This is a genomic window from Lentzea sp. NBC_00516 (genome assembly GCF_036346835.1).
GTDB lineage: Bacteria > Actinomycetota > Actinomycetes > Mycobacteriales > Pseudonocardiaceae > Lentzea > Lentzea sokolovensis.
On the sequence record NZ_CP107840.1, the window covers coordinates 5954946 to 5975886 of the forward strand.

26 protein-coding genes are annotated in these 20941 nt (G+C 68.3%); 6 read left to right on the plus strand and 20 right to left on the minus strand.

Annotation, left to right across the window (positions count from 1 at the left end; translation table 11 throughout):
- The first annotated feature begins 35 nt into the window (after positions 1–35).
- Entirely contained in the window at positions 36–578 is a 543-nt protein-coding gene (locus OG205_RS26645) for a hypothetical protein (protein WP_330270782.1), read from the plus strand.
- Between the two features lie 648 nt (positions 579–1226).
- Here the strand turns inward: OG205_RS26645 and OG205_RS26650 are convergent.
- The 6 genes from OG205_RS26650 to OG205_RS26675 form a co-directional block, all read right to left on the minus strand.
- On the minus strand, positions 1227–1397 hold the full coding sequence (locus OG205_RS26650) for a hypothetical protein (RefSeq protein WP_330270783.1): 171 nt from the start codon (positions 1395–1397) through the stop codon (positions 1227–1229).
- Positions 1394–2266 (minus strand): class I SAM-dependent methyltransferase, encoded by an 873-nt coding sequence (locus OG205_RS26655; protein WP_330270784.1) that lies wholly within the window; start codon positions 2264–2266, stop codon positions 1394–1396. The genes OG205_RS26650 and OG205_RS26655 overlap by 4 nt, the downstream gene beginning before the upstream one ends.
- A gap of 74 nt (positions 2267–2340) precedes the next feature.
- A complete protein-coding gene (locus OG205_RS26660; protein ID WP_319977889.1) occupies positions 2341–2559 on the minus strand; it encodes a hypothetical protein in 219 nt (72 codons plus the stop codon).
- Positions 2556–2876, minus strand: a complete 321-nt coding sequence (locus OG205_RS26665) for a WhiB family transcriptional regulator (protein WP_330270785.1) — start codon at positions 2874–2876, stop codon at positions 2556–2558. Before OG205_RS26665 ends, OG205_RS26660 begins: the two co-directional genes overlap by 4 nt.
- Before the next feature lie 98 nt (positions 2877–2974).
- Positions 2975–3247 (minus strand): hypothetical protein, encoded by a 273-nt coding sequence (locus tag OG205_RS26670; protein WP_330270786.1) that lies wholly within the window; start codon positions 3245–3247, stop codon positions 2975–2977.
- 146 nt (positions 3248–3393) lie between these two features.
- On the minus strand, positions 3394–5463 hold the full coding sequence (locus OG205_RS26675; RefSeq protein WP_330270787.1) for an ATP-dependent DNA helicase UvrD2: 2070 nt from the start codon (positions 5461–5463) through the stop codon (positions 3394–3396).
- Positions 5464–5523: 60 nt separating this feature from the next.
- On the opposite strand from OG205_RS26675, the gene OG205_RS26680 reads away from it, so the two are divergent.
- Complete coding sequence (locus tag OG205_RS26680) at positions 5524–6255, plus strand: DUF4191 domain-containing protein (protein ID WP_330270788.1); 732 nt, start codon at positions 5524–5526, stop codon at positions 6253–6255.
- A gap of 75 nt (positions 6256–6330) precedes the next feature.
- On the opposite strand, the gene OG205_RS26685 is transcribed toward OG205_RS26680, so the two are convergent.
- Positions 6331–6804: an RDD family protein gene (locus tag OG205_RS26685; protein WP_330270789.1), complete on the minus strand. Its 474-nt coding sequence runs from the start codon at positions 6802–6804 to the stop codon at positions 6331–6333.
- 169 nt (positions 6805–6973) lie between these two features.
- Between OG205_RS26685 and glnA the strand changes: the two genes are divergently transcribed.
- The gene (gene glnA / locus OG205_RS26690; RefSeq protein WP_330270790.1) at positions 6974–8398 is read left to right on the plus strand and encodes a type I glutamate--ammonia ligase; all 1425 of its coding nucleotides are present in this window, start codon (positions 6974–6976) and stop codon (positions 8396–8398) included.
- A 317-nt stretch (positions 8399–8715) separates the two neighbouring features.
- On the opposite strand, the gene OG205_RS26695 is transcribed toward glnA, so the two are convergent.
- From OG205_RS26695 to OG205_RS26705, 3 genes are all read right to left on the minus strand, one after another.
- Positions 8716–8931, minus strand: a complete 216-nt coding sequence (locus OG205_RS26695) for a tyrosine-type recombinase/integrase (RefSeq protein WP_330270791.1) — start codon at positions 8929–8931, stop codon at positions 8716–8718.
- A 54-nt stretch (positions 8932–8985) separates the two neighbouring features.
- Positions 8986–9318, minus strand: coding sequence for a hypothetical protein (locus OG205_RS26700; RefSeq protein WP_330270792.1), 333 nt, complete (start codon positions 9316–9318; stop codon positions 8986–8988).
- A gap of 202 nt (positions 9319–9520) precedes the next feature.
- A complete protein-coding gene (locus OG205_RS26705) occupies positions 9521–9784 on the minus strand; it encodes a hypothetical protein (protein WP_319977883.1) in 264 nt (87 codons plus the stop codon).
- 102 nt (positions 9785–9886) lie between these two features.
- On the opposite strand from OG205_RS26705, the gene OG205_RS26710 reads away from it, so the two are divergent.
- The gene (locus OG205_RS26710; protein WP_330270793.1) at positions 9887–10447 is read left to right on the plus strand and encodes an NUDIX hydrolase; all 561 of its coding nucleotides are present in this window, start codon (positions 9887–9889) and stop codon (positions 10445–10447) included.
- Here OG205_RS26710 and OG205_RS26715 read toward each other — a convergent pair.
- Both OG205_RS26715 and OG205_RS26720 read right to left on the minus strand, forming a co-directional pair.
- Entirely contained in the window at positions 10395–10892 is a 498-nt protein-coding gene (locus OG205_RS26715) for an NADAR family protein (RefSeq protein WP_330270794.1), read from the minus strand. The genes OG205_RS26710 and OG205_RS26715 overlap by 53 nt on opposite strands.
- A gap of 65 nt (positions 10893–10957) precedes the next feature.
- Complete coding sequence (locus OG205_RS26720; RefSeq protein ID WP_330270795.1) at positions 10958–11497, minus strand: hypothetical protein; 540 nt, start codon at positions 11495–11497, stop codon at positions 10958–10960.
- A 137-nt stretch (positions 11498–11634) separates the two neighbouring features.
- On the opposite strand from OG205_RS26720, the gene OG205_RS26725 reads away from it, so the two are divergent.
- Positions 11635–11868 carry a hypothetical protein gene (locus OG205_RS26725; RefSeq protein ID WP_030481542.1) on the plus strand — a complete coding sequence of 78 codons (234 nt, stop codon included), beginning with the start codon at positions 11635–11637 and terminating at the stop codon, positions 11866–11868.
- A gap of 63 nt (positions 11869–11931) precedes the next feature.
- Here OG205_RS26725 and OG205_RS26730 read toward each other — a convergent pair whose 3' ends face one another.
- The 6 genes from OG205_RS26730 to OG205_RS26755 form a co-directional block, all read right to left on the minus strand.
- A complete protein-coding gene (locus tag OG205_RS26730) occupies positions 11932–12864 on the minus strand; it encodes an NADP-dependent oxidoreductase (protein ID WP_330270796.1) in 933 nt (310 codons plus the stop codon).
- Positions 12861–15761 (minus strand): bifunctional [glutamine synthetase] adenylyltransferase/[glutamine synthetase]-adenylyl-L-tyrosine phosphorylase, encoded by a 2901-nt coding sequence (locus tag OG205_RS26735; protein ID WP_330270797.1) that lies wholly within the window; start codon positions 15759–15761, stop codon positions 12861–12863. Before OG205_RS26735 ends, OG205_RS26730 begins: the two co-directional genes overlap by 4 nt.
- Before the next feature lie 29 nt (positions 15762–15790).
- Entirely contained in the window at positions 15791–15976 is a 186-nt protein-coding gene (locus OG205_RS26740; protein ID WP_258953450.1) for a hypothetical protein, read from the minus strand.
- A complete protein-coding gene (locus tag OG205_RS26745; protein WP_330270798.1) occupies positions 15973–17106 on the minus strand; it encodes an inorganic phosphate transporter in 1134 nt (377 codons plus the stop codon). Before OG205_RS26745 ends, OG205_RS26740 begins: the two co-directional genes overlap by 4 nt.
- A gap of 86 nt (positions 17107–17192) precedes the next feature.
- Positions 17193–17948, minus strand: a complete 756-nt coding sequence (locus OG205_RS26750) for a type 1 glutamine amidotransferase (protein WP_330270799.1) — start codon at positions 17946–17948, stop codon at positions 17193–17195.
- Positions 17949–17973: 25 nt separating this feature from the next.
- Positions 17974–18405, minus strand: coding sequence for a rhodanese-like domain-containing protein (locus OG205_RS26755; RefSeq protein ID WP_330270800.1), 432 nt, complete (start codon positions 18403–18405; stop codon positions 17974–17976).
- Positions 18406–18486: 81 nt separating this feature from the next.
- Between OG205_RS26755 and OG205_RS26760 the strand changes: the two genes are divergently transcribed.
- Complete coding sequence (locus tag OG205_RS26760; protein WP_330270801.1) at positions 18487–18936, plus strand: Lrp/AsnC family transcriptional regulator; 450 nt, start codon at positions 18487–18489, stop codon at positions 18934–18936.
- Positions 18937–19308: 372 nt separating this feature from the next.
- Here the strand turns inward: OG205_RS26760 and OG205_RS26765 are convergent, their stop codons facing one another.
- Entirely contained in the window at positions 19309–20118 is an 810-nt protein-coding gene (locus OG205_RS26765) for a GNAT family N-acetyltransferase (protein ID WP_330270802.1), read from the minus strand.
- Positions 20106–20933: a GNAT family N-acetyltransferase gene (locus tag OG205_RS26770; protein ID WP_330270803.1), complete on the minus strand. Its 828-nt coding sequence runs from the start codon at positions 20931–20933 to the stop codon at positions 20106–20108. The genes OG205_RS26765 and OG205_RS26770 overlap by 13 nt, the downstream gene beginning before the upstream one ends.
- Positions 20934–20941: the final 8 nt, after the last annotated feature.

Genomic DNA, 20941 nt, shown 5'->3' on the forward strand with positions numbered 1-20941 from the left:
GGTTCGGCGTCCTCCCAGTGCTCCACGATGAACGCATGCCACACATCGCAACCACCGCTGAGCTGCGCGAATCCGGCATCTCCCCGCGTGAGATCCTGCGCCACTGCACCCCCGCCGGGTCGTGGCAGCAGCTGCTGCCCGGCGTCGTCCTGACCAAGCCGTCCCCACCGACCCGCCTCGACCGGCTACGTGCTGTTCTTTCCTTTGCAGGACCTTCCTCGGTGATCACGGGAGCCGACGCATTGGTCCGCCAAGGCGCCGCACTTCCCCTTCCACGACACATTCACGTGCTCGCGGGAATGAATGCGCGAAGAGCACATCCGTGGATTCTGCTCGAACGCACCAGCCGCCCGCCGGACGTGGTGGAGCGCCACGGGCTTCGGCTGGCAGGTCCCGCCCGGGCTGCCCTGGACATGGCCCGGCGGGAGCTGAACCCCCGCGCCGTCATGGAGATCCTCGACGCCGTGGTGGGGGCGCGGCTGTGCTCGCCAGCCGATCTCGCGGAGGAGTTGCGGGTGAGCAGCCGGAGGGGAACGGCGCTGGTCAGGCAGGCCTTATGCCACCTCTACCCGACCTGACGACTCGACGTTCGCGGTAGGTGTCCGCCGCAGGTCAGTGGGGTCTGGTTCGGCGTCGCGCGAGCACAACAGCTTCGGAGGCGGCCCCTCACCCGTGATGCATGCCCTCAGAAGGGCTTCACGTCACCTAGCCCGCCGTGCGATCCGTCTCACCGACTCCGCGCGATCGGACCACCGAGCCTCGCCAGGGCTGAGCCACCGCAGGTCAGGTGGCATACCCGGCAAACGAACGCACCCACAGCATCTCGCGTGCCGCGCTGGAACTCGGGTCTGCCCGCTCCCGGCACAGACTTGTGCCAGCGCGGCCCACACCCACGGCATCCCGCGAGCTTCACCGGAACTCGCGCCCGCCCATCCTGGGTCGGACCGGCGCCCGGCACGGTCCCGCCCACAGGCCCACGTCACCTCACACGTCGGCACGATCCCGCTTCACCAAAACCGCCCGATCGGACCACCGACCCTCACCACGTCTGAACTACCGCAGGTCAGATGGCATGCCCGGCGAACAACACTCGCCCACGGCATCCCGCGCGAACCCCACCGGAACTCGCGCCTACCCACTCCCGGCTCGGACCTGTACCCGGCACGGCCCACACCCACGAGTCGCCAGCCACCTCACCCATCGCGCGATCCGCGAGCACAGGTGAGTCAGCGCCAGTACTCGTCCGGCAACTTGCCCTCGATGTCCCGCACGTGGGTCTTCGAGCAGACCTGACACAACCACCGGATCGAGCCACCGGTCCGCTCGGACGACCAGGCCAGGAACTCCAGGTCGGAAACGGAGGAACGCAGCCGCCCGCATCTGTGGCAGGCGGTCACCGGCGCCGTCCCACGTGAACGGTGTCGGTCTCCAGCAGGAACACGTCCTCGCGGGCACCCGCGTACTCCGAGTCGGAGGGGTTGAGCAGGCGGCGCAGCGCGTCGCGGTCGGACGGGTGCAGGTGCGGGCCGGTGACCTCGGACAGCCAGGTCAGGCGGTCGACCGCCCAGTCGCGGACGAGTTGTTTGGCCGGGGCCGGGTGGTCAACTACGAAGCTGAAGGCGCTGATCTCGCCGAGGCCCGCGTCGGCCAGGGCCACGTTCCAGCCGACCGGGAGGCGGACTGAGCCGGTCATGTTCTCGCGCATCGCCGTGAACCACGACGCGCGGGCCGCGGCCATGCGGTCCTGGAGGCCCGGTGAGCCGACGCCGAGGTCCCACGGGAGGAAGCGGGTTTCGAGGCCGCCTTCCGCCAGGGCGAGCCATCCGCCGGGAGCCAAGGCTTCTACCAGGCGTTTCACTCCGCGCAACTGATCAGGGAGGTGGTGGATCACCCGCGAGCCCCAGATGAGCTCGACCGGGCCGGCGAACGACAGCGGGTCTTCGGCGGTCAGGTCTGCCAGCACGGGTTTCACCGTGACAACGCCGTCGCCTTCGATGCGGGCCGCGGCGCAGGCCGCGTCCAGCAGTTCGGGCGTGGCGTCGACCAGTACGAGGACGCCTCCGCCGTGCTCGCGCAGGGCCGAGACGAGCGGCACGCTCATCGAGCCGGCGCCGCAGCCGACGTCCATCACCACCGGCGAGTCCGGTAGTGGGGCGACGAGCCTGCGCGCGACCGAGGTCAGCGCCTCCGCCTGCAGCGAGCCGTAGCGCCTCATCGCGTGGAGGCGGGCGGACCAGTCGATTCCGTCGTGAGTGTGGTGCGGCACAAAGGGAACGGTACGGAGGAACGGCCGAGGCCGCCATCCACCTTCTCGTGGATGACGGCCTCAGCTCGAGACTGTCAGAGGTCGAAGCGAGCCGCTCTGCGTCCCGCCCATCGCGACAACCTGCGCCAACGTTGCGCTGACGCGAGGCGGTTCGCCAGGCGTTGCTCTTCCGCGAACCTCTGGGCTTCTTGTATTCGTATTCGCACGAGTTCTTCATTCAGAGACATGGGTGTCAGGCCCTCGTTCAGGTAGGCGGGGATCGTGCCGTTGTTGTTGAGCTGGTCGGTGTTCACGCCGCCGCCTCCGTCTTGCTGGCAGTGACAACGGTCGCGTCCTTGCGCGGACGGCCACGGGGCCGCTTCCGCGCGATGACGACACCGCGCTCGAAGATCTCTCCACCCCAGACGCCCCATGGCTCGTGACGTGCGATCGCGCCGGCGAGGCACTCCGCGAGAACCGGGCAGGACCCGCAGAAGGACTTCGCCTTCTCGAGGTCAGCAGGTGCGTCGGCGAACCAGAGGTCGGGGTTGTGGGTGCGGCAGGGGATGTCCAGCCCCTCCGCGAGGTCCGGAAGTGTCTCGCCCGTGAGCGGGACAGTCGCGGTCAACATCAGGGTTTTCTCCTTGTGTGGGGTACAGCAAAAAACACGAAAGCCGCGGACTCTTGGCGAGTCCGCGGCTTTCGTGAGCCTGGTGGTCCTTCGACCCTCTAGGGGGTCGGCAGGAGCCTTCTCACTTGATGCGCGGACAGCGCATTCGTGTAGTTGTCGACGTCATCGATGACCGGCAGCGCGATCGGCTGCTCGCTGCCCAGTTCGGCGGCAGGCAGAGCGGTTCCGCGCAGAGCGGTGCCCCGCTCGCGGCCCAGCAGTGCCACTGGCTTGTGGGCAGAGGTGTGCCACATGGCCTGAGCGGATGCGGACGTGCAGATGCCCTCGGTCAACGGGAGGCCGAGCGCGCGAGAGATGCTGAAGATCTTCACAACGGGCCACCTCCTCCGAACGAGAGAGCTCTGCATCGAGAGCTAGTAGTAGTTCTTCTTCCCCAGTCGGGTCCTCCGGACCCGGCATGTGCAGGTTATGACCCCGTCCCTGGGGCTCGCAACCTATTTAACGAAACTTGTCCCGATCAGGTGGCGGAGTACCCGACACCGGCTCGGACCAGGCCCAACACGTCGTCGCCGAACTTATCAAGCTTGGAGGCGCCGATGCCCGAGATCGCGACGAGTCCGGCCGAATCCGTGGGTCGCTGCTCCGCGATCGCCACCAGGGTCGCGTCGGTGAAGACGACGTACGCGGGCACCTTCAGTTCCCGCGCCCGTCCCGCACGCCATCGGCGCAGCGACTCGAGCAGCTCTTCGTCCACATCGGACGGGCAGGACCTGCATCGGCCGAGCTTGACGGCCTGCGCCTCGACCAGCGTCGACGCGCACACCCGGCAGGTCGGCTTCTCCTTCTTCATGAGAGGAGGGCGCTGAGCGGCGGCGGATACGCGTGCGGCCGGATGGTTCTCGGGAACGAGGTTGTAGAGGAACCGCGAACGGCGGCGGTACTTGCGCCCGCCGGCCGCGCGCGCCAGCGCCCACGACAGCCAGATGTGCTCACGCGCACGCGTCACACCTACGTAGAGAAGGCGGCGTTCTTCTTCGATCTTCGCGTCGTCGCCGTCGGCGTACTGGATCGGCATCGTGCCCTCGACCAGTCCGACGAGGAACACGGCGTCCCATTCGAGGCCCTTCGACGCGTGCAGCGACGCCAGCGTCACGCCTTCGACCGTCGGCGGGTGCTGCGCCTCGGCCCGCACGTCCAGTTCCACGCAGAACCGCGGCAGGTCGGCGTCGGGCACGGTGACGGCGAACTCCTCGGCGAGCTCGACCAGCGCGAGCAACGACTCCCAGCGTTCACGGGCGGTGCCACCGGTCGGCGGCTCGTCGGTGAGCCCGACGCGGTGCAGCACCGAGCGGACGACCTCGGGCAGGCTCCCCGACACGTCGCCCGCCGAGCGCAGCGTGATCATCGCCTGACGCACCTCGGCGCGCTCGAAGAAGCGCTCGCCGCCACGCACCAGGTACGGGATGCCGAGGCCGGCGAGCGCCTGCTCGTACGCCTCGGACTGTGCGTTGACGCGGTAGAGGATCGCGATCTCGGACGCCGCGACGCCTTCGTCGAGCAGCGTCTTGATGCGGCCGGCGACGGCGTCGGCCTCGCTCGGCTCGTCGTCGAACTCGTGGAACCGCGGCTTCGGCCCTTCCGGCCGCTGCCCGATCAACTGCAGCCGCGAGCCGGCGGGACGCCCGCGCGCCCACTTGATCACGTCGTTGGCCAGTTCCACGACCTGCGGCGTCGACCGGTAGTCGCGCTCCAGCCGCACGACGACCGCCTCGGGGAACCTCCGCCCGAAGTTGAGCAGCGGCTGCGGAGAGGCACCCGCGAACGAGTAGATGGTCTGGTTCGCGTCGCCGACCACGGTCACGTCGTCGCGATTGCCCAGCCACGAGTCGAGCACGCGCTGCTGCAGCGGCGTCACGTCCTGGTACTCGTCCACGACGAAGCAGCGGTAGCGGTCGCGGAACTCCTGCGCGACCTCCGCGTTGTCCTCGAGCGCACCGGCTGTGTAGAGCAGCAGGTCGTCGAAGTCGAGCAGCTGTGCCTCGTTCTTGAGCTGCTCGTAGGTCGTGTAGAGCTTCATGATCTGCTCGGCGGGCGCCGGGATGTCCCGCGCGGCGCGAGCGGCGGCGGCCGGGTAGTCCTCCGGCGTCAGCAGCGACGCCTTCGCCCACTCGATCTCGCTGGTGAGGTCGCGCAGCGCGTCCGGCTCCGTCGGCAGTCCCAGCCGGGACGCGGCGCGGGCGACGACGCGGAGCTTCTGGTCGACCAGCTCCCAGCGCGGACCGCCGATGACGCGCGGCCAGAAGTAGCGCAGCTGGCGTGATGCGGCGGCGTGGAACGTCACGGCCTGTGCGCCCTGCACGTCCAGAGAACGCAAACGTGTGCGCATCTCCCCCGCGGCGCGCTTGGTGAACGTGACGGCCAGGACCTGCGACGGAGCGACGTGACCGCGTTGGCAGAGGTAGGCGATGCGGTGGGTGATGGTGCGCGTTTTGCCGGTACCGGCACCCGCGAGCACGCACACGGGGCCGCGTGGGGCCTCGACCGCGGCGCGCTGTTCAGGATCAAGACCCTCCAGCAACGCGTCCATCCCGGCAGTCTCGCAGACGGCCGATGCGAGTCTGATACCACCGCGCCGTATCCTGTCCACATGGCTGGTAAGCAGGACAAGGCGGCGGCAAAGGAAGCGGCGAAGGTTCGCCGCGCGGCCTCACGCGAACGGCGCAAGCAGATCTTCGAGGCGTTCAAGATGCAGCGCCGCGAGGACAAGGCGCTGATCCCGATGATGCTGGGCGCCCTGCTGGGCGTCACCGCGATCGCCGTGGTCCTGGGCATCGTCTTCGACGCGGTCTGGATGTTCGTGCCGCTGGGCGTCGCGATCGGCGCGCTGCTGGCCGTGATCATCTTCGGCCGCCGTGTGCAGAGCAACGTCTTCCGCAAGGCGGACGGCCAGCCGGGCGCCGGTGCCTGGGCCCTGGAGAACCTGCGCGGCCGTTGGCGCGTCACGCCCGCCGTCGCGGGCACCACGCAGCTCGACGCCGTGCACCGCGTGCTGGGCCGGCCGGGCGTCGTCCTGGTCGCCGAGGGCGCCCCGCAGCGGGTCAAGCCGCTGCTCGCGCAGGAGAAGAAGCGCATCGCCCGCGTCATCGGCGAGACCCCGATCTACGACTTCATCATCGGCACCGAAGAGGGCCAGGTCCCGCTGAAGAAGCTCCAGTCGAAGCTGATGAAGCTGCCGCGCAACATCACGGCCGCCCAGGTCGAGACGCTGGAGACCCGCCTCGCCGCACTGGCCAGCCGTGGCCCCGCACTGCCCAAGGGCCCGATGCCGGCCGGCGCCAAGATGCGCAACGTCCAGCGCGCCATGCGCCGCCGGGGCTGACCGAACCCGCTCCCACCAGCACGAAGAGGCCCGCCGCACATCTCGTGCGGCGGGCCTCTTCACGTTCTGGGTGAGCTAGCGGACCTTGATGACGACGGTGCCCGCGGCCTTGTCGTGCAGGCAGCGGCCGTCCGCGTCCCAGACCAGCGCCGGGATCAGCGGGAAGATGAGCACGGTGCGCAGCAGTGCGCGCGGCAGGTGCACGAACGTCTTGCCGTCGATCCGCGCCACCCGCAGCCCGAACAGCGCGTGCCCCGGCGTGAACCCGAAGAACGCCACCGCGACCACGGTGATCACGAACCAGGCCAGCAGGCTCCAGTTCTTCGGCAGGTCGGGCTGGGTGAACACCGCCGCGACGCCGGCCGCCAGCAGGAAGTCGACGAAGATGGCGAACGTGCGCCGCCCGATCGAGGCGATGGAGCCCGGCCCCTTCTCGGGGAAGCCGTGCCGCTCGCCTCGCCAGCGCTGTTGCGCGCCGTCGTTCGAGTCGTCACCCGGCGACAGCACCGAATTAGGTCCAGACAGCCACGAACCGGTCCACCTGCTCACCCCACCAGAGTAAAGCCGTGCTCAACGGGTGAGCACGGGCAGGTCGCCTTGCCCGGTTGAGCGTCCCCGTTAACACTGGCGAAACATCGGAGTGACGGACGGGCAACACCGCCCGCATACGGTCGCACGCGATGGCCAGCCGTATTCCATAGCCAAGGAGTCGACGAGGGTGTTCAAGAATTCCGACGAGGTGCTGAAGTTCATCACCGACGAGGGCGTCAAGTTCGTCGACGTGCGGTTCAGCGACCTGCCCGGCGTGATGCAGCACTTCACGCTGCCGGCCAAGGCGTTCGACGCCGACGCGATCGAAGAGGGACTCGCCTTCGACGGCTCCTCAGTGCGCGGCTTCCAGTCCATCCACGAGTCGGACATGCTGCTGCTGCCCGACCTGTACACCGCGCGGCTGGACCCGTTCCGCATCGAGAAGACGCTGATCGTCAACTTCTTCGTGCACGACCCGTTCACGCGTGAGGCGTACAGCCGCGACCCGCGCAACATCGCGCGCAAGGCCGAGCAGTACATCACTGACTCGGGCATCGCGGACACCGCGTACTTCGGCGCCGAGGCCGAGTTCTACATCTTCGACTCGGTCCAGTTCGACACCACCGCGAACGGCTCCTTCCACAAGGTCGACGCGGTCTCCGGCTGGTGGAACACCGGCCGTGAGGAAGAGGGCGGCAACCTCGGCTACAAGGTCAAGTACAAGGGTGGCTACTTCCCCGTCACCCCGAACGACCACTACGCCGACCTGCGCGACCAGATGGTCCTCAACATGGAGGCCCAGGGCTTCACCGTCGAGCGCGCCCACCACGAGGTCGGCACCGGCGGCCAGGCCGAGATCAACTACAAGTTCAACACGCTGCTGCACGCCGCGGACGACCTGATGCTGTTCAAGTACATCATCAAGAACACCGCCTGGCAGGCCGGCAAGACCGTCACCTTCATGCCGAAGCCGCTGTTCGGCGACAACGGCTCGGGCATGCACACGCACCAGTCGCTGTGGAAGGACGGCACGCCGCTGTTCCACGACGAGAGCGGCTACGCGGGCCTGTCCGACACCGCCCGCCACTACATCGGCGGCATCCTGCACCACGCGCCGTCGCTGCTGGCCTTCACCAACCCGACGGTGAACTCGTACCACCGCCTGGTCCCGGGCTACGAGGCCCCGGTCTCGCTGGTCTACTCCCAGCGCAACCGCTCGGCGTGCATCCGCATCCCGATCACGGGCAACAACCCGAAGGCCAAGCGCGTCGAGTTCCGCTGCCCCGACTCCTCGGGCAACCCGTACCTCGCCTTCTCGGCGATGGTCATGGCGGGCCTCGACGGCGTGAAGAACAAGATGGAGCCGCCGGCCCCGATCGACAAGGACCTCTACGAGCTCCCGCCCGAGGAGGCCCGCGACGTCAAGCAGGTCCCGGCCACCCTCGACGCGGTGCTGGACAACCTGGAGGCCGACCACGAGTTCCTGCTCGAGGGCGGCGTCTTCACCCCGGACGTGATCGACACCTGGATCTCGTTCAAGCGTGAGCAGGAGATCGACCCGCTGCGTCTGCGCCCGAACCCCTACGAGTTCGCGCTCTACTACGACGTGTGATCGGCGCGGGGCTTTGACCAGCCGTTTCACCGGTTGAAGCCCCAGTCAGGCCGTCTCCAGGAGAGGCCGCCTGATCGACCACAGGCCGAGGGCCGGGTGACTGTCTCAGTCGCCCGGCCCTCGGTCGTCGTGTCTCCTGATCCAACTGACGCTCGGCCCTCAAGGCCTTTGACATGATGACCAGGTTGAATTTCTGGAGCAGACCGCACGATTGCAGTCGCACATTGGGACGCTGAACGCGGCAAGCCGATCGTAAAAATTGCTTGACACAAGAACAAGGTGAACTAGACACAAACAGCACCTTGACATCAAAGCACCTACAGCCGCCTCATAAACTTGTCGATCGCGAATCTCGCACACTCATGACTCGACGGCATCAAATGAGTGTAGACACAAAGCGTGAACGCCGGATCTGCGTGACCCAAGTAATCCGCCAGCGCCCGGATGCTGGTTCCCTGCTCTAGCAGCATGCTTGCGAAGAAATGCCGTAACGCGCGCGAGGCCGGAGCAGTCGTCTTGGACAGTTCAGGCAATGATCATTGACTACCGTGGAGCGCGTGTTCTCGGCGGCATGGGTGGATGTTCCGTTAGTGCAGGGTCGCGTGCTTACGAGCCCAGGCTTCTGCTGAAGCAAGGCTTTCAGCTGGCGGAGAATCGAGTAGGCACTCACTGCACCGGGCGAAGAACGCCCCGTCTTCCTCCCATGCGTGCACCTGCCCAGGCTTCACCCAGTCGGGCGACCAGTCCACTTTGAAGGCGTAGAGCACGCCCGAAGTAACGCCTTCCATCAGCCGCTCAATCGTGTCGTCGCTCAGCCCCAGCCCCAGCATGCCGTTCGTCGCCTCGAGTTCGCTCCTCACGTTGTCCTCCAGTAGGAGGGTCACGCGGGTATCACGTGTGCCGTCAGCCTCTTTCGCCATGTGCACATCCTGCAGGACGCTCGGTCACCGACCTGAGCGGACATCAAGCATCAGGTGGAGCCAGAGTGTCAAGCATCAGCCGAAACACGACACCGTCGATCAGGATGCACTGCTGAATTCAGCTCTATGGGATCGAGGCGCCGCCGTCGGTTGAGCTTCGCATTGAAGGCCCGGCGGGATTCCCGCCGGGCCTTCGGCCTGTCTAGGTGCCGAGCAGCGTCACGGTGGACGACACCCCGTTCATCCCCTCGCTGACCCGGACGTTCGAGACCAGGACCTCGGCCTCGCCGCCGGTCGGCAGCTTGATCCGGGCCTCGCCACCGGTCAGTTCGGTCATGGCGGTCCCGGCGCCGGACAGCTGCCAGAGCCCGCCGTCGTTCACCGTCTCGATCAGGTCCACCCGGTCCAGCTCGACCGCGTTGCCGTCCGCGTAGACGAGCCGGGCCGGCCCTGAGTAGCTGAACATCACTTCTCCTCTGCCAGATCTCCCCGACTCCCTGACACACGGGCGGGAAGGCCACGGGGTTCATCGAGCAGGAAGCGACGGCCGCGTGATAGTGGTTGCCGCGTGACGCAGTGGACGGTGCACGGCACCCGCAGGATCTACGAGTCGGAGTGGATGAGCGTCGACCTCGACGACGTCGAGGTCCCTGACGGCGAGCGGTTCGAGCATCACGTGTTGCGGTTGCCGTTCGCCTCGACGGCGGTGGTCGTGGTGCGGGACGAGCACGTGTTGCTGATGTGGCGCCATCGGTTCACGACCGACGTGTGGGGCTGGGAGGTTCCGGCCGGTCGGCTCGAAGCGGGTGAGACGGCCGAGACCGCGGCCGTGCGGGAGACCGAGGAGGAGACGGGTTACCTGGTCAGCGTTGAGCCGTTGGTGACGATCAATCCGTTGAACGGCCTCAGTTCTCACACCACGTACGTCTTCACCGGCACGGACGCGGTCAAGACCGGTGAGCACGATCCCGCCGAGGCCGCGCGGGTGGAGTGGGTGCCGCTCAACGAGATTCCCGCGTTGATCCGAAAAGGACTCGTTCCCTGCGGGATCACGCTGGCGGCACTCACCACCTACCTCACGCTGACAGCCTCGAGCGGACCTCCATCAGGGCCTCGCCGAGCAGGTTGAGGCCCAGCCACGAGGACGGGTCCTGGGCACGCGGGTCCGACGCCACGAGGCCGATGCCCCACACGCGGTCCTGCGGGCTGGCCTCGACCAGGACGCGGGAACCCGTGCCCAGCAAGTAGGAACGCAGCGCGGGGTCCTGGCCGAACTTCGCCAGGTTTCCCTCGACGACGATCTCCAGCCGCGCGGAATCCCAGATGGGGCCGGAAAAACCCGACACCTCACGGCCCAGTGCCTTGGCCTCGGCCGGCGTGCGGGCGGCCAGCACCCGCGAAGCAACGGACGCGTCGCCGAAGAGCAACGCCTTGCGCCACATCATGTAGTGCTCGGCGGACGCGAACTCCTGCCCGTCGGCGGTGAAGGTGCACGGCCACCACTGCGAGAGGCAGCCCTTGCCGATGCCGCCGTCACGTTCGGGCTGGTGGCCCCAGAAGAACAGGTACTTCACGGGCTCAGGCTAGGCGAGCCGACCCCGTGCGTCCTCAGGGTTTTCGTCCGGCTCTCGCCAGAAAATCACTTCGGCAGCGGGATTCCGGTGACCGTGATGGCGGCGCCGGTCGGCGCGAACTGGCCGGAGATCGACGAGAACGTCAGCGTGAGCGAGTTCACACCGGTGCCGAGCTTCTCGTCGAGGACGACGGTGCCCGAGGCGGTGGTGCCCTGCGTGACGGGGCCGTCCCACTTGCTGCTCGACGCCGCGTAGGTGCGGTTCAGATCGTCCAGGACCGCGATGCCGACCACGGGGAGGGTCATTCTGGCCTGGGAGGCGTTGGTGGCCGTCACGAACAGCTTCACGCGGCCGTTCGCCGCTTCCACACGATTGACCTCTACGGTCAGCATGCCGCGCTGCTGCTTGAACGAACCCGTCTGCACCTTCACGTCCGCGGACGGCTCGGTGGTTTCCAGTGCGCCATCAGGGGTTTCGACGACGTTCGACGTGGTCGTCGTGGCGGTGACGTTGGGCTGCGCGGCGGAGTTGCTGCCGTTCAGTGCATATTCGATCACACCGAGTAGTGCCAGCACGCCGGCCGCCACGCCCGCGATGGCGATCACGGTTTTTCCTCGGCGCGTGACCCTGCGATGCTGCATGACTTCCTCTGCTAGACCCCCGTGACGAACCACAGCTCCCCCACTGAGCGGGCCTAGTCTCATCTCGATTGGGTGAAACGTCAATGCGCTAGGGTCCGCCCGTGTCTCAAGATGTCGCCGAATTCACGGCTCCGCAGCTGCTCACCACTCACATCTTCGACTCGGCACCGGACGCTCTCGAAGCGGTTCAGGCCGCTGACGTGCTCGACCTCGGTGTCCGCGTCTACAACCGGCTCGTTCCCGACGCCGACGACGCGGAAGCGTTGGAGGAGGAGTGGGTGGTCGAGGTTTACACCAGCGCTCCCGCGGTGGACCCCGATTCCGACGAGGACTGAGCAGTCAGAAAAGGGGGCACACCGGCAGGTGTGCCCCCAAACCTGAAGAAATACCTGAAGATTTCAGACGGTCAGTACAACTTTTCCTCGTACATGGCCACCTTCGAGAAGCCTGTGCGCCTTCACGGCCTCCTCCAACGGAAAAGTCTGCTGCACCTCGACGCGCAGCTTTCCGTCAGCGACCAGATCCACGAGCCACTGCGTCTGCTCCGCGTTCGGCCGCGCCCAGGTGTTGACCACGCCGTTCTCCAGCGCCCGCGGTCCATCCACAATGGACGTCATCCGTGCCCGGTCGCGCACCAGCTGCAACGACTGGTCGAACGCGAGCCCTCCCGCGTTGTCGACCACCACGTCGACCAGGCCGTCGCCGCCGACGATCTCCGCCACAGCGTCGACCAGCGCGTCACCGTAGGAGACCGGTTCGGCTCCCAGTGATCGCACGAACTCGTGGTTGCGCGGCGAAGCGGTGCCGAGCACCCGCGAAGCGCCCAGCTCGCGCGCGATCTGCACCTGGAGATGCCCGACGCCACCGGCGGCGGCGTGCACCAGGACGACGTCGCCGGAACCGGTGCCGACGGCCTTCAGCGCCTGCAACGCCGTCAGCCCTGCCAGCGGCAACGCGGCCGCGGTCACGAAGTCCACGGTGGACGGTTTGCGCGCGACCATCCGGTCCGGCACCGAGATCAACTCGGCGTAGGTGCCGAACTGGACGTGGTCCTTGCGGGCGTAGGCGAGCACCTCGTCGCCCGGCTTCCAGTCCTGCACGCCGATGCCGACGGCCCGCACGACGCCTGACACGTCCCAACCGGGGATCAACGGCAGGTGGTGCGGCATCAGACCCTGCAGGTACCCGGCTCTGATCTTGTAGTCCACCGGGTTCACGCCGGCCGCGCGCACCTCCACCAGGACCTGGTCGGGCCCGAGCAGCGGGTCGGGCAGTTCCTGCAACGACATGACGTCGGCATCGCCGAACCGGGTAAACGCGATGGCTTTCACAGTCCCTCACCGTAGAAGACACGCTCCGCCACCGCACGTGCACGACGAGTGGTCCTGCGATATTCCTCCAGGAACTCCCCCGGATCGCCTCCTGGCTCGTACCCCATCACCGACGCGACCGCCACGAGATCGCGCCCGGACGTCGGCAGTTGATCAGATGCCTTGCCCCGCACCAGCATCAGGGCGTTGCGGGCCTGCGTCGCGAGGTTCCACGCGGTGGTCAGCGCGGTGGCGTCCTCGGCGGCCAGCAGGCCGGCGGACACAGCGGCCTGCATCGCGGCCATTGTGGACGGTGTGCGCAGGCCGGGCACGGCACCGGAATGCTGCAGCTGCAACAACTGCACGGTCCACTCGACGTCCGCGAGCCCGCCGCGGCCGAGCTTGGTGTGCGTGCTCGGGTCGGCGCCGCGCGGCAGCCGTTCCGCGTCGACCCGCGCCTTGATCCGCCGGATCTCCCGCACGGACGCCGCGTCCAGACCGTCCGGCGGATACCGCAGCGGCTCGATCAACGCCTCGAACTCGGCGCCCAGGTCGGCGTCGCCCGCGATGAACCTGGCCCGCAGCAGCGCCTGCTTCTCCCACAGCTCGGCCCACTGCCGGTAGTACGCGCGGTAGGAGTCCAGCGTCCGCACCAGCGGTCCCTGCCGCCCCTCCGGCCGCAGGTCGGCGTCGACCTGCAGTGGCGGGTCCTGCGACGGGGCGCCGAGCAGTCGCCGGATCTTCTCCACGACCCCGCTCGCCCACTTCACCGCCTCGGCGTCGGACACGTCCTCGAACGGCCGGCACACGAACATCACGTCCGCGTCCGAGCTGTACCCGAGCTCGTGCCCGCCGAGCCGGCCCATGCCGATCACGGAGATCGCGGCCACCGCTTCACCGGACGAGCGCACGGCCGCGTCCAGCGCGCTGCGCAGCACCGACCCCCACACCTCGGACAGCGAGACGCACACCGTTTCCAGCGGCATGAACCCCAGCAGGTCCGCGGCGGCGATCCGCAGCAACTCGTGGCGCCGCAACGATCGTGCGGCCGCGATCGCCCGCGCCGCCTCGCCGTACCGGGAAACGGCGCTGCGCAGGGGTTTCCCGATCGAGTGCGGATCACCGCCGACCAACGCGTCGGTGTCGGCGAGCAGCCGCAACACCTCCGGCGCCCGCACGAGCAGGTCCGGCACGAAGCGCGAGGTGCCCAGCAGCACCGCGAGCCGTTCGACGACGGCGCCCTCGTCGCGCAGAAGCCTCAGGTACCAGGGGGTTTCCGCGAGCGCCTCGGACACCTTCCGGTACGCGAGCAGCCCGCCGTCGGGATCGGGCGTGCCGGCGAAGAGGTCGAGCAGCACCGGCAGCAGGGCGCCCTGGATGCGAGCGCGCCGGGACATCCCGTGCGTCAACGCCTGGATGTGCCGCAACGCGCCGTCCGGCGAGGTGTAGCCCAACGCCGCCAGCCGCGCCACGGCCTCCTTCGTGGTCAGCCGCAACGCCTCGGTCGGCACGCCCGCCACGGACTGCAGCAGCGGCCGGTAGAACAGCTTCTCGTGCAGTCGCCGGACCTGGTTGGCGTGCTTGCGGAACTCGGCGAGCAGCACCTGCCCCTCGGACTTCTGCCCGTCCGCCGCCAGCCCCGTCGACCGTGCCAGCCAGCGCAACGCCGTCACGTCGTCGTCGGCCGGGAACAGGTGCGTGCGCAGTAAACGCTGCAGCTGGAGCCGGTGCTCCAACGTGCGCAGGAACCGGTACGAGCGTCCGAACTCCGCCGCGTCCTCACGCCCGACGTACCCGCCCTGGCCCAACGCGGCCAACGCGGCCGTCGTCGCCTGGATGCGCAGGTCCTCGTCGGAACGCCCGTGCACGAGTTGCAGCAGCTGCACCGCGAACTCGACGTCGCGCAGTCCACCGCGGCCGAGCTTCAGTTCGCGGTCGGCCAGCCCCGACGGCACGTGGTCCTCGACCCGGCGCCGCATCGCCTGCACGTCCTCGACGAAGTTCTCGCGCTCGGCCGCCGTCCACACGTAAGGCCGCACGACGTCGAGGTACGCCTGCCCCAGTTCGACGTCCCCGGCGACCGGCCGTGCCTTGAGCAGCGCCTGGAACTCCCAGGTCCGCGCCCACTTCTTGTAGTACGACGCGTGCCCGTCCAGGGTGCGGACCAGCGCGCCCGCCTTGCCCTCCGGCCGCAGCGCCGCGTCGACCTCGAAGCACGACTGGCCCGCGATCTGCATCACCGTGCTGGCCAGCCGGGTCGCCACACCCAGATCACCCTCGGCGACGAACACGACGTCGACGTCGCTCACGTAGTTCAGCTCGTTCGCGCCGCACTTGCCCATCGCGATCACCGCGAGCCGGCAGCGGTCGGCGCCGTTCACCTTCGCCGAAGCAAGCTTCAACGACGCCTGCAACGCCGACACGGCCAGATCGGACAGTTGCGCGGCCACCGTGTCGTACGGGACGAACGGCAGATCGGGCTCGACGACGTGCGCCAGGTCGTTCGCGGCGACGAGCAGCAGCTTCGCCCGGTACTCGGTGCGCAGCACGTCGTCGTCGGCGAGCTCCAGCGACACGTCGACCTCATCGGTCAGCGAACGCCACCTGTCGGGGTTCACGACGAGGAAGTCCGACAACGCGGTGGACGAGCCGAGTACGGCGAGCAGACGCCCGCGCACCACGACGTCCTTGTGCAACGCGGCCGACAGGGCGTCCCAGTCGGCGACGGCGTGCAGGCGCTCCAGGCCTCGCAGCGCGAGGTCGGGGTCCGGGCAACGGGAGAGCGCCGCGAGGACCGGTTCGGAGCCGTCGGTGGGCCGGCGGTCAGCCCACAGGCCCAGGCCGCGCAGCACTTCCTCGCTGCGCGGCTCGGTGAGCCCGAATCTTGCTGGGGACGCGTGGCGGACTGGTTCGCTCATCGTGAGCCAACCCTAATGCCCTCACACGGTCAGAAGACGATCAGTGAGAGTCCGTAGAGCACCACGGCGACGCAACCGGCGAAGCTCGCGTACGCGGGAACCTTCTTGTCACCCGAGAGAGCGCGGATGCCGACCACGAACAACGTCACCACGAGGACCGTGGCCAGCAGCGTGGCGCCGAAGACCTGGAGCAGCGCCGTCCAGTCGACCTTCATGCCGCCACCTTGTGCAGCTCGGCCTGAGCGGCGACCTCGTCGACGATGTGCTCCGGCTTGATCGGCTCGCGTCGCGCCAGGATCCAGATGAAGATCGCCACCGCGAGACCGATGGCGGCGACGCCGATGATGCCGACCGTGCCGGTCGACGCCCACTTGCCCGCGAGGGCACCGACGATGCCGGAAGCGGGCAGCGTGAACAGCCAGCCCGCGGCCATCTTGCCCATCGTGCCCCAGTTGACGCCGCGGCGGTCGCGTCCCAGGCCGGAGCCCATGATGCCGCCGGACGCGACGTGCGTGGTGGACAGTGCGAAGCCGAGGTGCGACGACGCGAGGATGGCCGTGGCGGTCGAGGTCTGCGCCGCGAAGCCCTGCGCGGGCTCGATGGTCGTCAGGCCGCGGCCCAGCGTGTGCGTGATGCGCCAGCCGCCGAGGTACGTGCCCGCCGCGATCGCGAGACCGGCGCTGATGATCACCCAGGTGGGCGGGCCGGAACCGGGGGCGAGCGAGCCGGACGTGATCAGCGCGAGCGTGATGATGCCCATGGTCTTCTGCGCGTCGTTCGTGCCGTGCGCGAGGGAGACCAGCGAGGCGGACGCGACCTGACCGACCTTGAAGCCGGTGTGCGAGACGCGCGGGTCCGCCGCCTTCTTGAGCCGGTAGACGACGATCGTGGCGATGGCCGCGACCAGGCCGGCGACCAGCGGCGCGACGATCGCGGGCACCAGGACCTTGTCGACGACCTTGACGAAGTGGATGGCGTCCACACCGGACGCGACCCAGGCCGCGCCGATCAGACCGCCGAACAAGGCGTGCGACGAACTCGACGGCAGGCCGACGTACCAGGTGACGAGGTTCCACATGATCGCGCCGACCAGCCCGCCGAAGATGATGGCGGGCGTGATCTGGGCGTCGTCGACGATGCCGCCGGAGATGGTCTTGGCCACCTCAACGGAGAGGAACGCGCCTACGAGGTTGAGAACCGCCGACAGCGCGACCGCCGTGCGGGGCTTCAGGGCACCCGTGGCGATGGAGGTGGCCATGGCGTTGGCCGTGTCGTGGAACCCGTTGGTGAAGTCGAAGATGAGAGCAGTGACAACGACGATGATCACTACAAGTGCGGGATCCACACTGATCCTCCGGCTGGATCGAACAAGCTGTCCAGGAGATTACGGTACCGCCAACGGAGGATGTCTTAAAACCTACGAAAGTAACGTCACACCAACGGAAGTTGTGTGCCCGAACCCAGTGCGGGCAACAGTTCTCCCCGAACGAGTTTCGCGAATCTGCCGACGAACGGCTGCCACACCTCTTCGAAGTCGCGGTGGGCCTCTTCGAGGAACTCCTGGTCGAAGTGGTGAGCTCGCGCACAGGATGCCGAATCAGGATCCTTCGAGGCCCAGTTCAAGACGATTTCCGGGGTCGTCTCGATGTGGAACTGAAGGCCGTAAGCGCTCTCTCCCACCCGAAACGCCTGATTCGGATATTTCGGGGACGCCGCGAGGTGTTCCGCGCCGGGCGGCAGCAGGTGCACCTCGTCGTTGTGGAACTGCAGGACGTCGGGGGTGAACGGCAGGTCGGCGAACAACGGGTCGGTGGCGGCCGCGTCGCGCTTCGCCACCAGCAGCACCCCGACCTCCGGCCCCTGCGGCCCCTTGCGCACCTGGCCACCCGTGGCGGCCGCGAGCAGCTGCGCACCGAGGCAGATCGCGAGGGTGGGCAGCCGCTTCGACACGGCGCTGGACAGAAGCCGACGGGCATCCGCGAGCCACGGGTGGTCGAGGTCGTCGAGTGCGCCCATCTCGCCGCCGAGACAGACGAGGCCCTGGTAGCCGTCGAGGTTCCGCGGCGCGGGCATCTCCTTCAGCGGCACGAGGTCCAGCTCGATGCCCTCGGCCTCCAGCCAGTCCCCGAGCTTGGCCAACGGGTCTGACTGCGAGGGCTGCAGGACGAGCAAGCGCGGTGCGTTCACGCAACTGAGCCTAGGTGGGCCCAGGTCAGCAATGACACGCGACCTTGGATACACCTGCTCCGACGAGCTGATCCGACTCGACCGGATAGCCCGCCTCGCGCCACGCGCTGATGCCGCCGGACAGCCGCTTCACCCGGAAGCCGCGCTGGGCGAGCGCGAGGGCGCCCTTGGTGGCCGCGTTGCACTGGAAGCTCTCGCAGTAGCAGATGTAGACGAGGCTCGGATCGAGGTCGAGCCGCTCGGGCAGGTCGCGGTAGGGCAGGTTGATCGCGCCGGGGATGCGGGCCTGCGCGAACGCCTCCGGGGCGCGCGTCTCCACGAGGACGTAGCCCTGGGTGTTGCCTTCCTGGAGGTCGCGGTGCACGTCGTCGGGGTCGGCCTCGAACGCGAGCTCGGCGGCGAAGTGGGTTGCGGCTGTCTGTGGATCGGCGGCGGGGAAGCGCAGTGCGTTCGTCATGTGTTTGATCCTGCTTGGCGTTGGCGTCGCTCCGACATGCGGAAGTCCAGGCGTTCTGGGTGTTCTCCCTATGATTTCCAGGTGGAACTCGACGCGGTGGACTGGAAGATCCTGTCGTTGCTGCAGCAGGACGGACGGATGTCGTTCACGTCGCTGGGCCGTCTCGTCTCGTTGTCCGCGCCGGCGGTGACCGAACGGGTGCGGCGCCTGGAGTCGCTCGGCGTGATCACGGGCTTCACCGCGGTCGTCTCTCCCGCCCGGCTCGGCCTGCCGATCGAGTCGATCGTCCGCGTGCGGGTGCGGTCGCTGGACACGCCGCGGTTCCGCACGCAGGTGCTGGTGCTGCCGCAGATCCTCGACGCCGACCACGTGACCGGCGACGACTGCTGGTTGCTGCGGGTCGTGTGCCGGTCGATGGTCGAACTGGAGGAGCTCGTCGAGGTGATGCAGCGCTACGGCGACACCACTACCTCGCTCGTGTTCTCCTCCCACGTCCGCAACCGCCCGCTGGCGCCTGAGCTGTTCAGCTAGCTCGGCTCGTCTCGCCGTTCGGCCAGCTCCGGCTCGAGCGGCCGGGGCGGTTCGCGCTGCCGTTCGCCCAGCCCCCGCTCAGGCAGGCGGCTCGCCCTGCCGTCGCCCCAGCCCCGCTCGGGCGGCTCGCACCGCCGTTCGGCGCGCCCCGCTCTGGTAGCTCGATCGGCTCGCTGTGCCTGTGGGCTGCCGAGTCGTCAGATCGGGTGGTGGTTGTCCTGATCCCGGCCCGGCTTCGTCTCGTTCAGTGGGCTCGACAAGGGCCTGCGAGTTGTCCACAACCTGAACGGGTGACGATTGTCCTGAAACAGCGTTTTGTTTCTCCCGCATATGCGGAAGCGCGGGGGGATGCGACAGGGAACTGCGGCGGCGTCAGTCCCAGTGGTACTCCGACCAGTCCGAGACCGGCCGGAAGCCGATCCCCTGGTAGACGGAGTTGGAGGTGGGGTTGGCGAGGTCCGCGGTGAGGACGACGTGCTCGGCGCCGGCCTCGTACGCCCACTGGCTGACCGCGGCGGTGACGGCAGCCGCGTAGCCACGCCTGCGGTGGGCGGGCGGGGTGTAGACCGGCCCGACCCGTGACACGCCGCCGACCGGCGTCGTGCTCCCAGCCCAGGAGACCGGAGCCCCGTCTACCTCCCAGATGACGTGGCCGGCTGACATCCACCGGGAGTCCATCGCCCGCTTCTCGGCCTCGTGGCGGGGAAGACCGTCCAGCTCCTCCACGAAGTCGACCCACCAGCCGGTGATCAGCTCGTCGTCGGCCGGTGTCGCTGGCCTCGGCTCGCCCGGCACGTCCGGAACCTCCAGGCCTTCCAGTCGGTACAGCCGCAGGGTCCAGAGTTCCTTGCCGCCGTCGCGCCACAGGGTGCGGAAGGCCTCGACGCGGTCGCGCGTGCCGCTGATCTCGTGGATCTCCCTGCCCCGCAACGCCTCGACGACGAGCGGGGCCGCGGCCGGCGGCATGGCGGCGACGTGCAGTGGGCGGCCGACCATCTGGGTCACTGCGCCGACGACGGTTCCGTTGTCGTGCAAGGAGATCAGGGTGGCCGGTTGGCGTTCGCCCCGCTTGGCCGCGTCCATGGCGGTCAGGTGCACGCTGTGGTTCACCGGGTCGGCGTTGAGGAAGTCCTCTGCCGTGGTCAGGAAGTCGTCGAGGTCGTTGTGGCTCAGTGCTTCCACCAGAACTCCGCCCAGTCGTCGAGTGGTTGGTAGCCGATGCGTTGGTAGATCGAGTTCGACACTGGGTTGGTCAGGTCCGCGAAGAGGAGGACGTCGGTGGCGCCCTGGTCGAGCGCCCACTGGCTCGCGAATGCGCTTACCGCGGCGCCGTAGCCGTGCTTGCGGTGTTCGGGCGGGGTGTAGACCGGGCCGATCCTCGTCATGCCGGTTTGGGGGAGGCTGGCTGCGGCCCAGGCGACCGGTGTGCCGTTGATCACCCAGAGGGCGTGGCCGTTGCCGAGTCGCAGGGAGGCGCGCATGGCTTCGGTCGCCGGCTCGTTCGGTGCTTCTGGCACGGCTTCGCGGACGAACGCTTCGCGCCAGGCGGCGAGGAGTTCTACGTCTTCCTCTGTGGCCAGGCGGCCGGTGCCTTCGACGGTGGGCCTGGCGAGGGTGCCCAGGCGGTATTGCCTGGTGGTCAGGGACTCGGTGTAGTTCTTGCCCGTCGCTGTGGCGAAGGCCTCGGATCTGGTCCGCGGGCCGGTCACTCCTGGGGCGTCCGGATCGATTCTGGCGGCGAGGTTCGCCGCCAGTTCCACCGCGGAGAGTGGGAGGTCGGCCGTTTGGAACGGCCACGGTGGGGTGCGGATCAGGGAGCCGATCACTTCGCCGTTGTCGTGGAAGGTGATCAGGGTCAGCAGGAGGTCGGTGGCCGGCGAGCGGCGGATGCGGTCGAGCGAGGTGAGTGCCACCGTGTTTCGCACCGGATCGGCTGTCAGCCGATCGTGGGTGGCGGCGTCGAACGATTCCAGGGTGGCGTGCACGACCGCGTCCATGGGTCCAT

Coding starts and splice junctions, on each gene's coding strand:
- OG205_RS26645 (WP_330270782.1), top strand. CDS start 36: ATGCCACACATCGCAACCACCGCTGAGCTGCGCGAATCCGGCATCTCC.
- OG205_RS26665 (WP_330270785.1), bottom strand. CDS start 2,876: ATGTTGACCGCGACTGTCCCGCTCACGGGCGAGACACTTCCGGACCTC.
- OG205_RS26675 (WP_330270787.1), bottom strand. CDS start 5,463: ATGGACGCGTTGCTGGAGGGTCTTGATCCTGAACAGCGCGCCGCGGTC.
- OG205_RS26680 (WP_330270788.1), top strand. CDS start 5,524: ATGGCTGGTAAGCAGGACAAGGCGGCGGCAAAGGAAGCGGCGAAGGTT.
- OG205_RS26700 (WP_330270792.1), bottom strand. CDS start 9,318: ATGGCGAAAGAGGCTGACGGCACACGTGATACCCGCGTGACCCTCCTA.
- OG205_RS26705 (WP_319977883.1), bottom strand. CDS start 9,784: ATGTTCAGCTACTCAGGGCCGGCCCGGCTCGTCTACGCGGACGGCAAC.
- OG205_RS26735 (WP_330270797.1), bottom strand. CDS start 15,761: ATGAGCGAACCAGTCCGCCACGCGTCCCCAGCAAGATTCGGGCTCACC.
- OG205_RS26740 (WP_258953450.1), bottom strand. CDS start 15,976: ATGAAGGTCGACTGGACGGCGCTGCTCCAGGTCTTCGGCGCCACGCTG.
- OG205_RS26755 (WP_330270800.1), bottom strand. CDS start 18,405: ATGACGAACGCACTGCGCTTCCCCGCCGCCGATCCACAGACAGCCGCA.
- OG205_RS26770 (WP_330270803.1), bottom strand. CDS start 20,933: ATGGACGCGGTCGTGCACGCCACCCTGGAATCGTTCGACGCCGCCACC.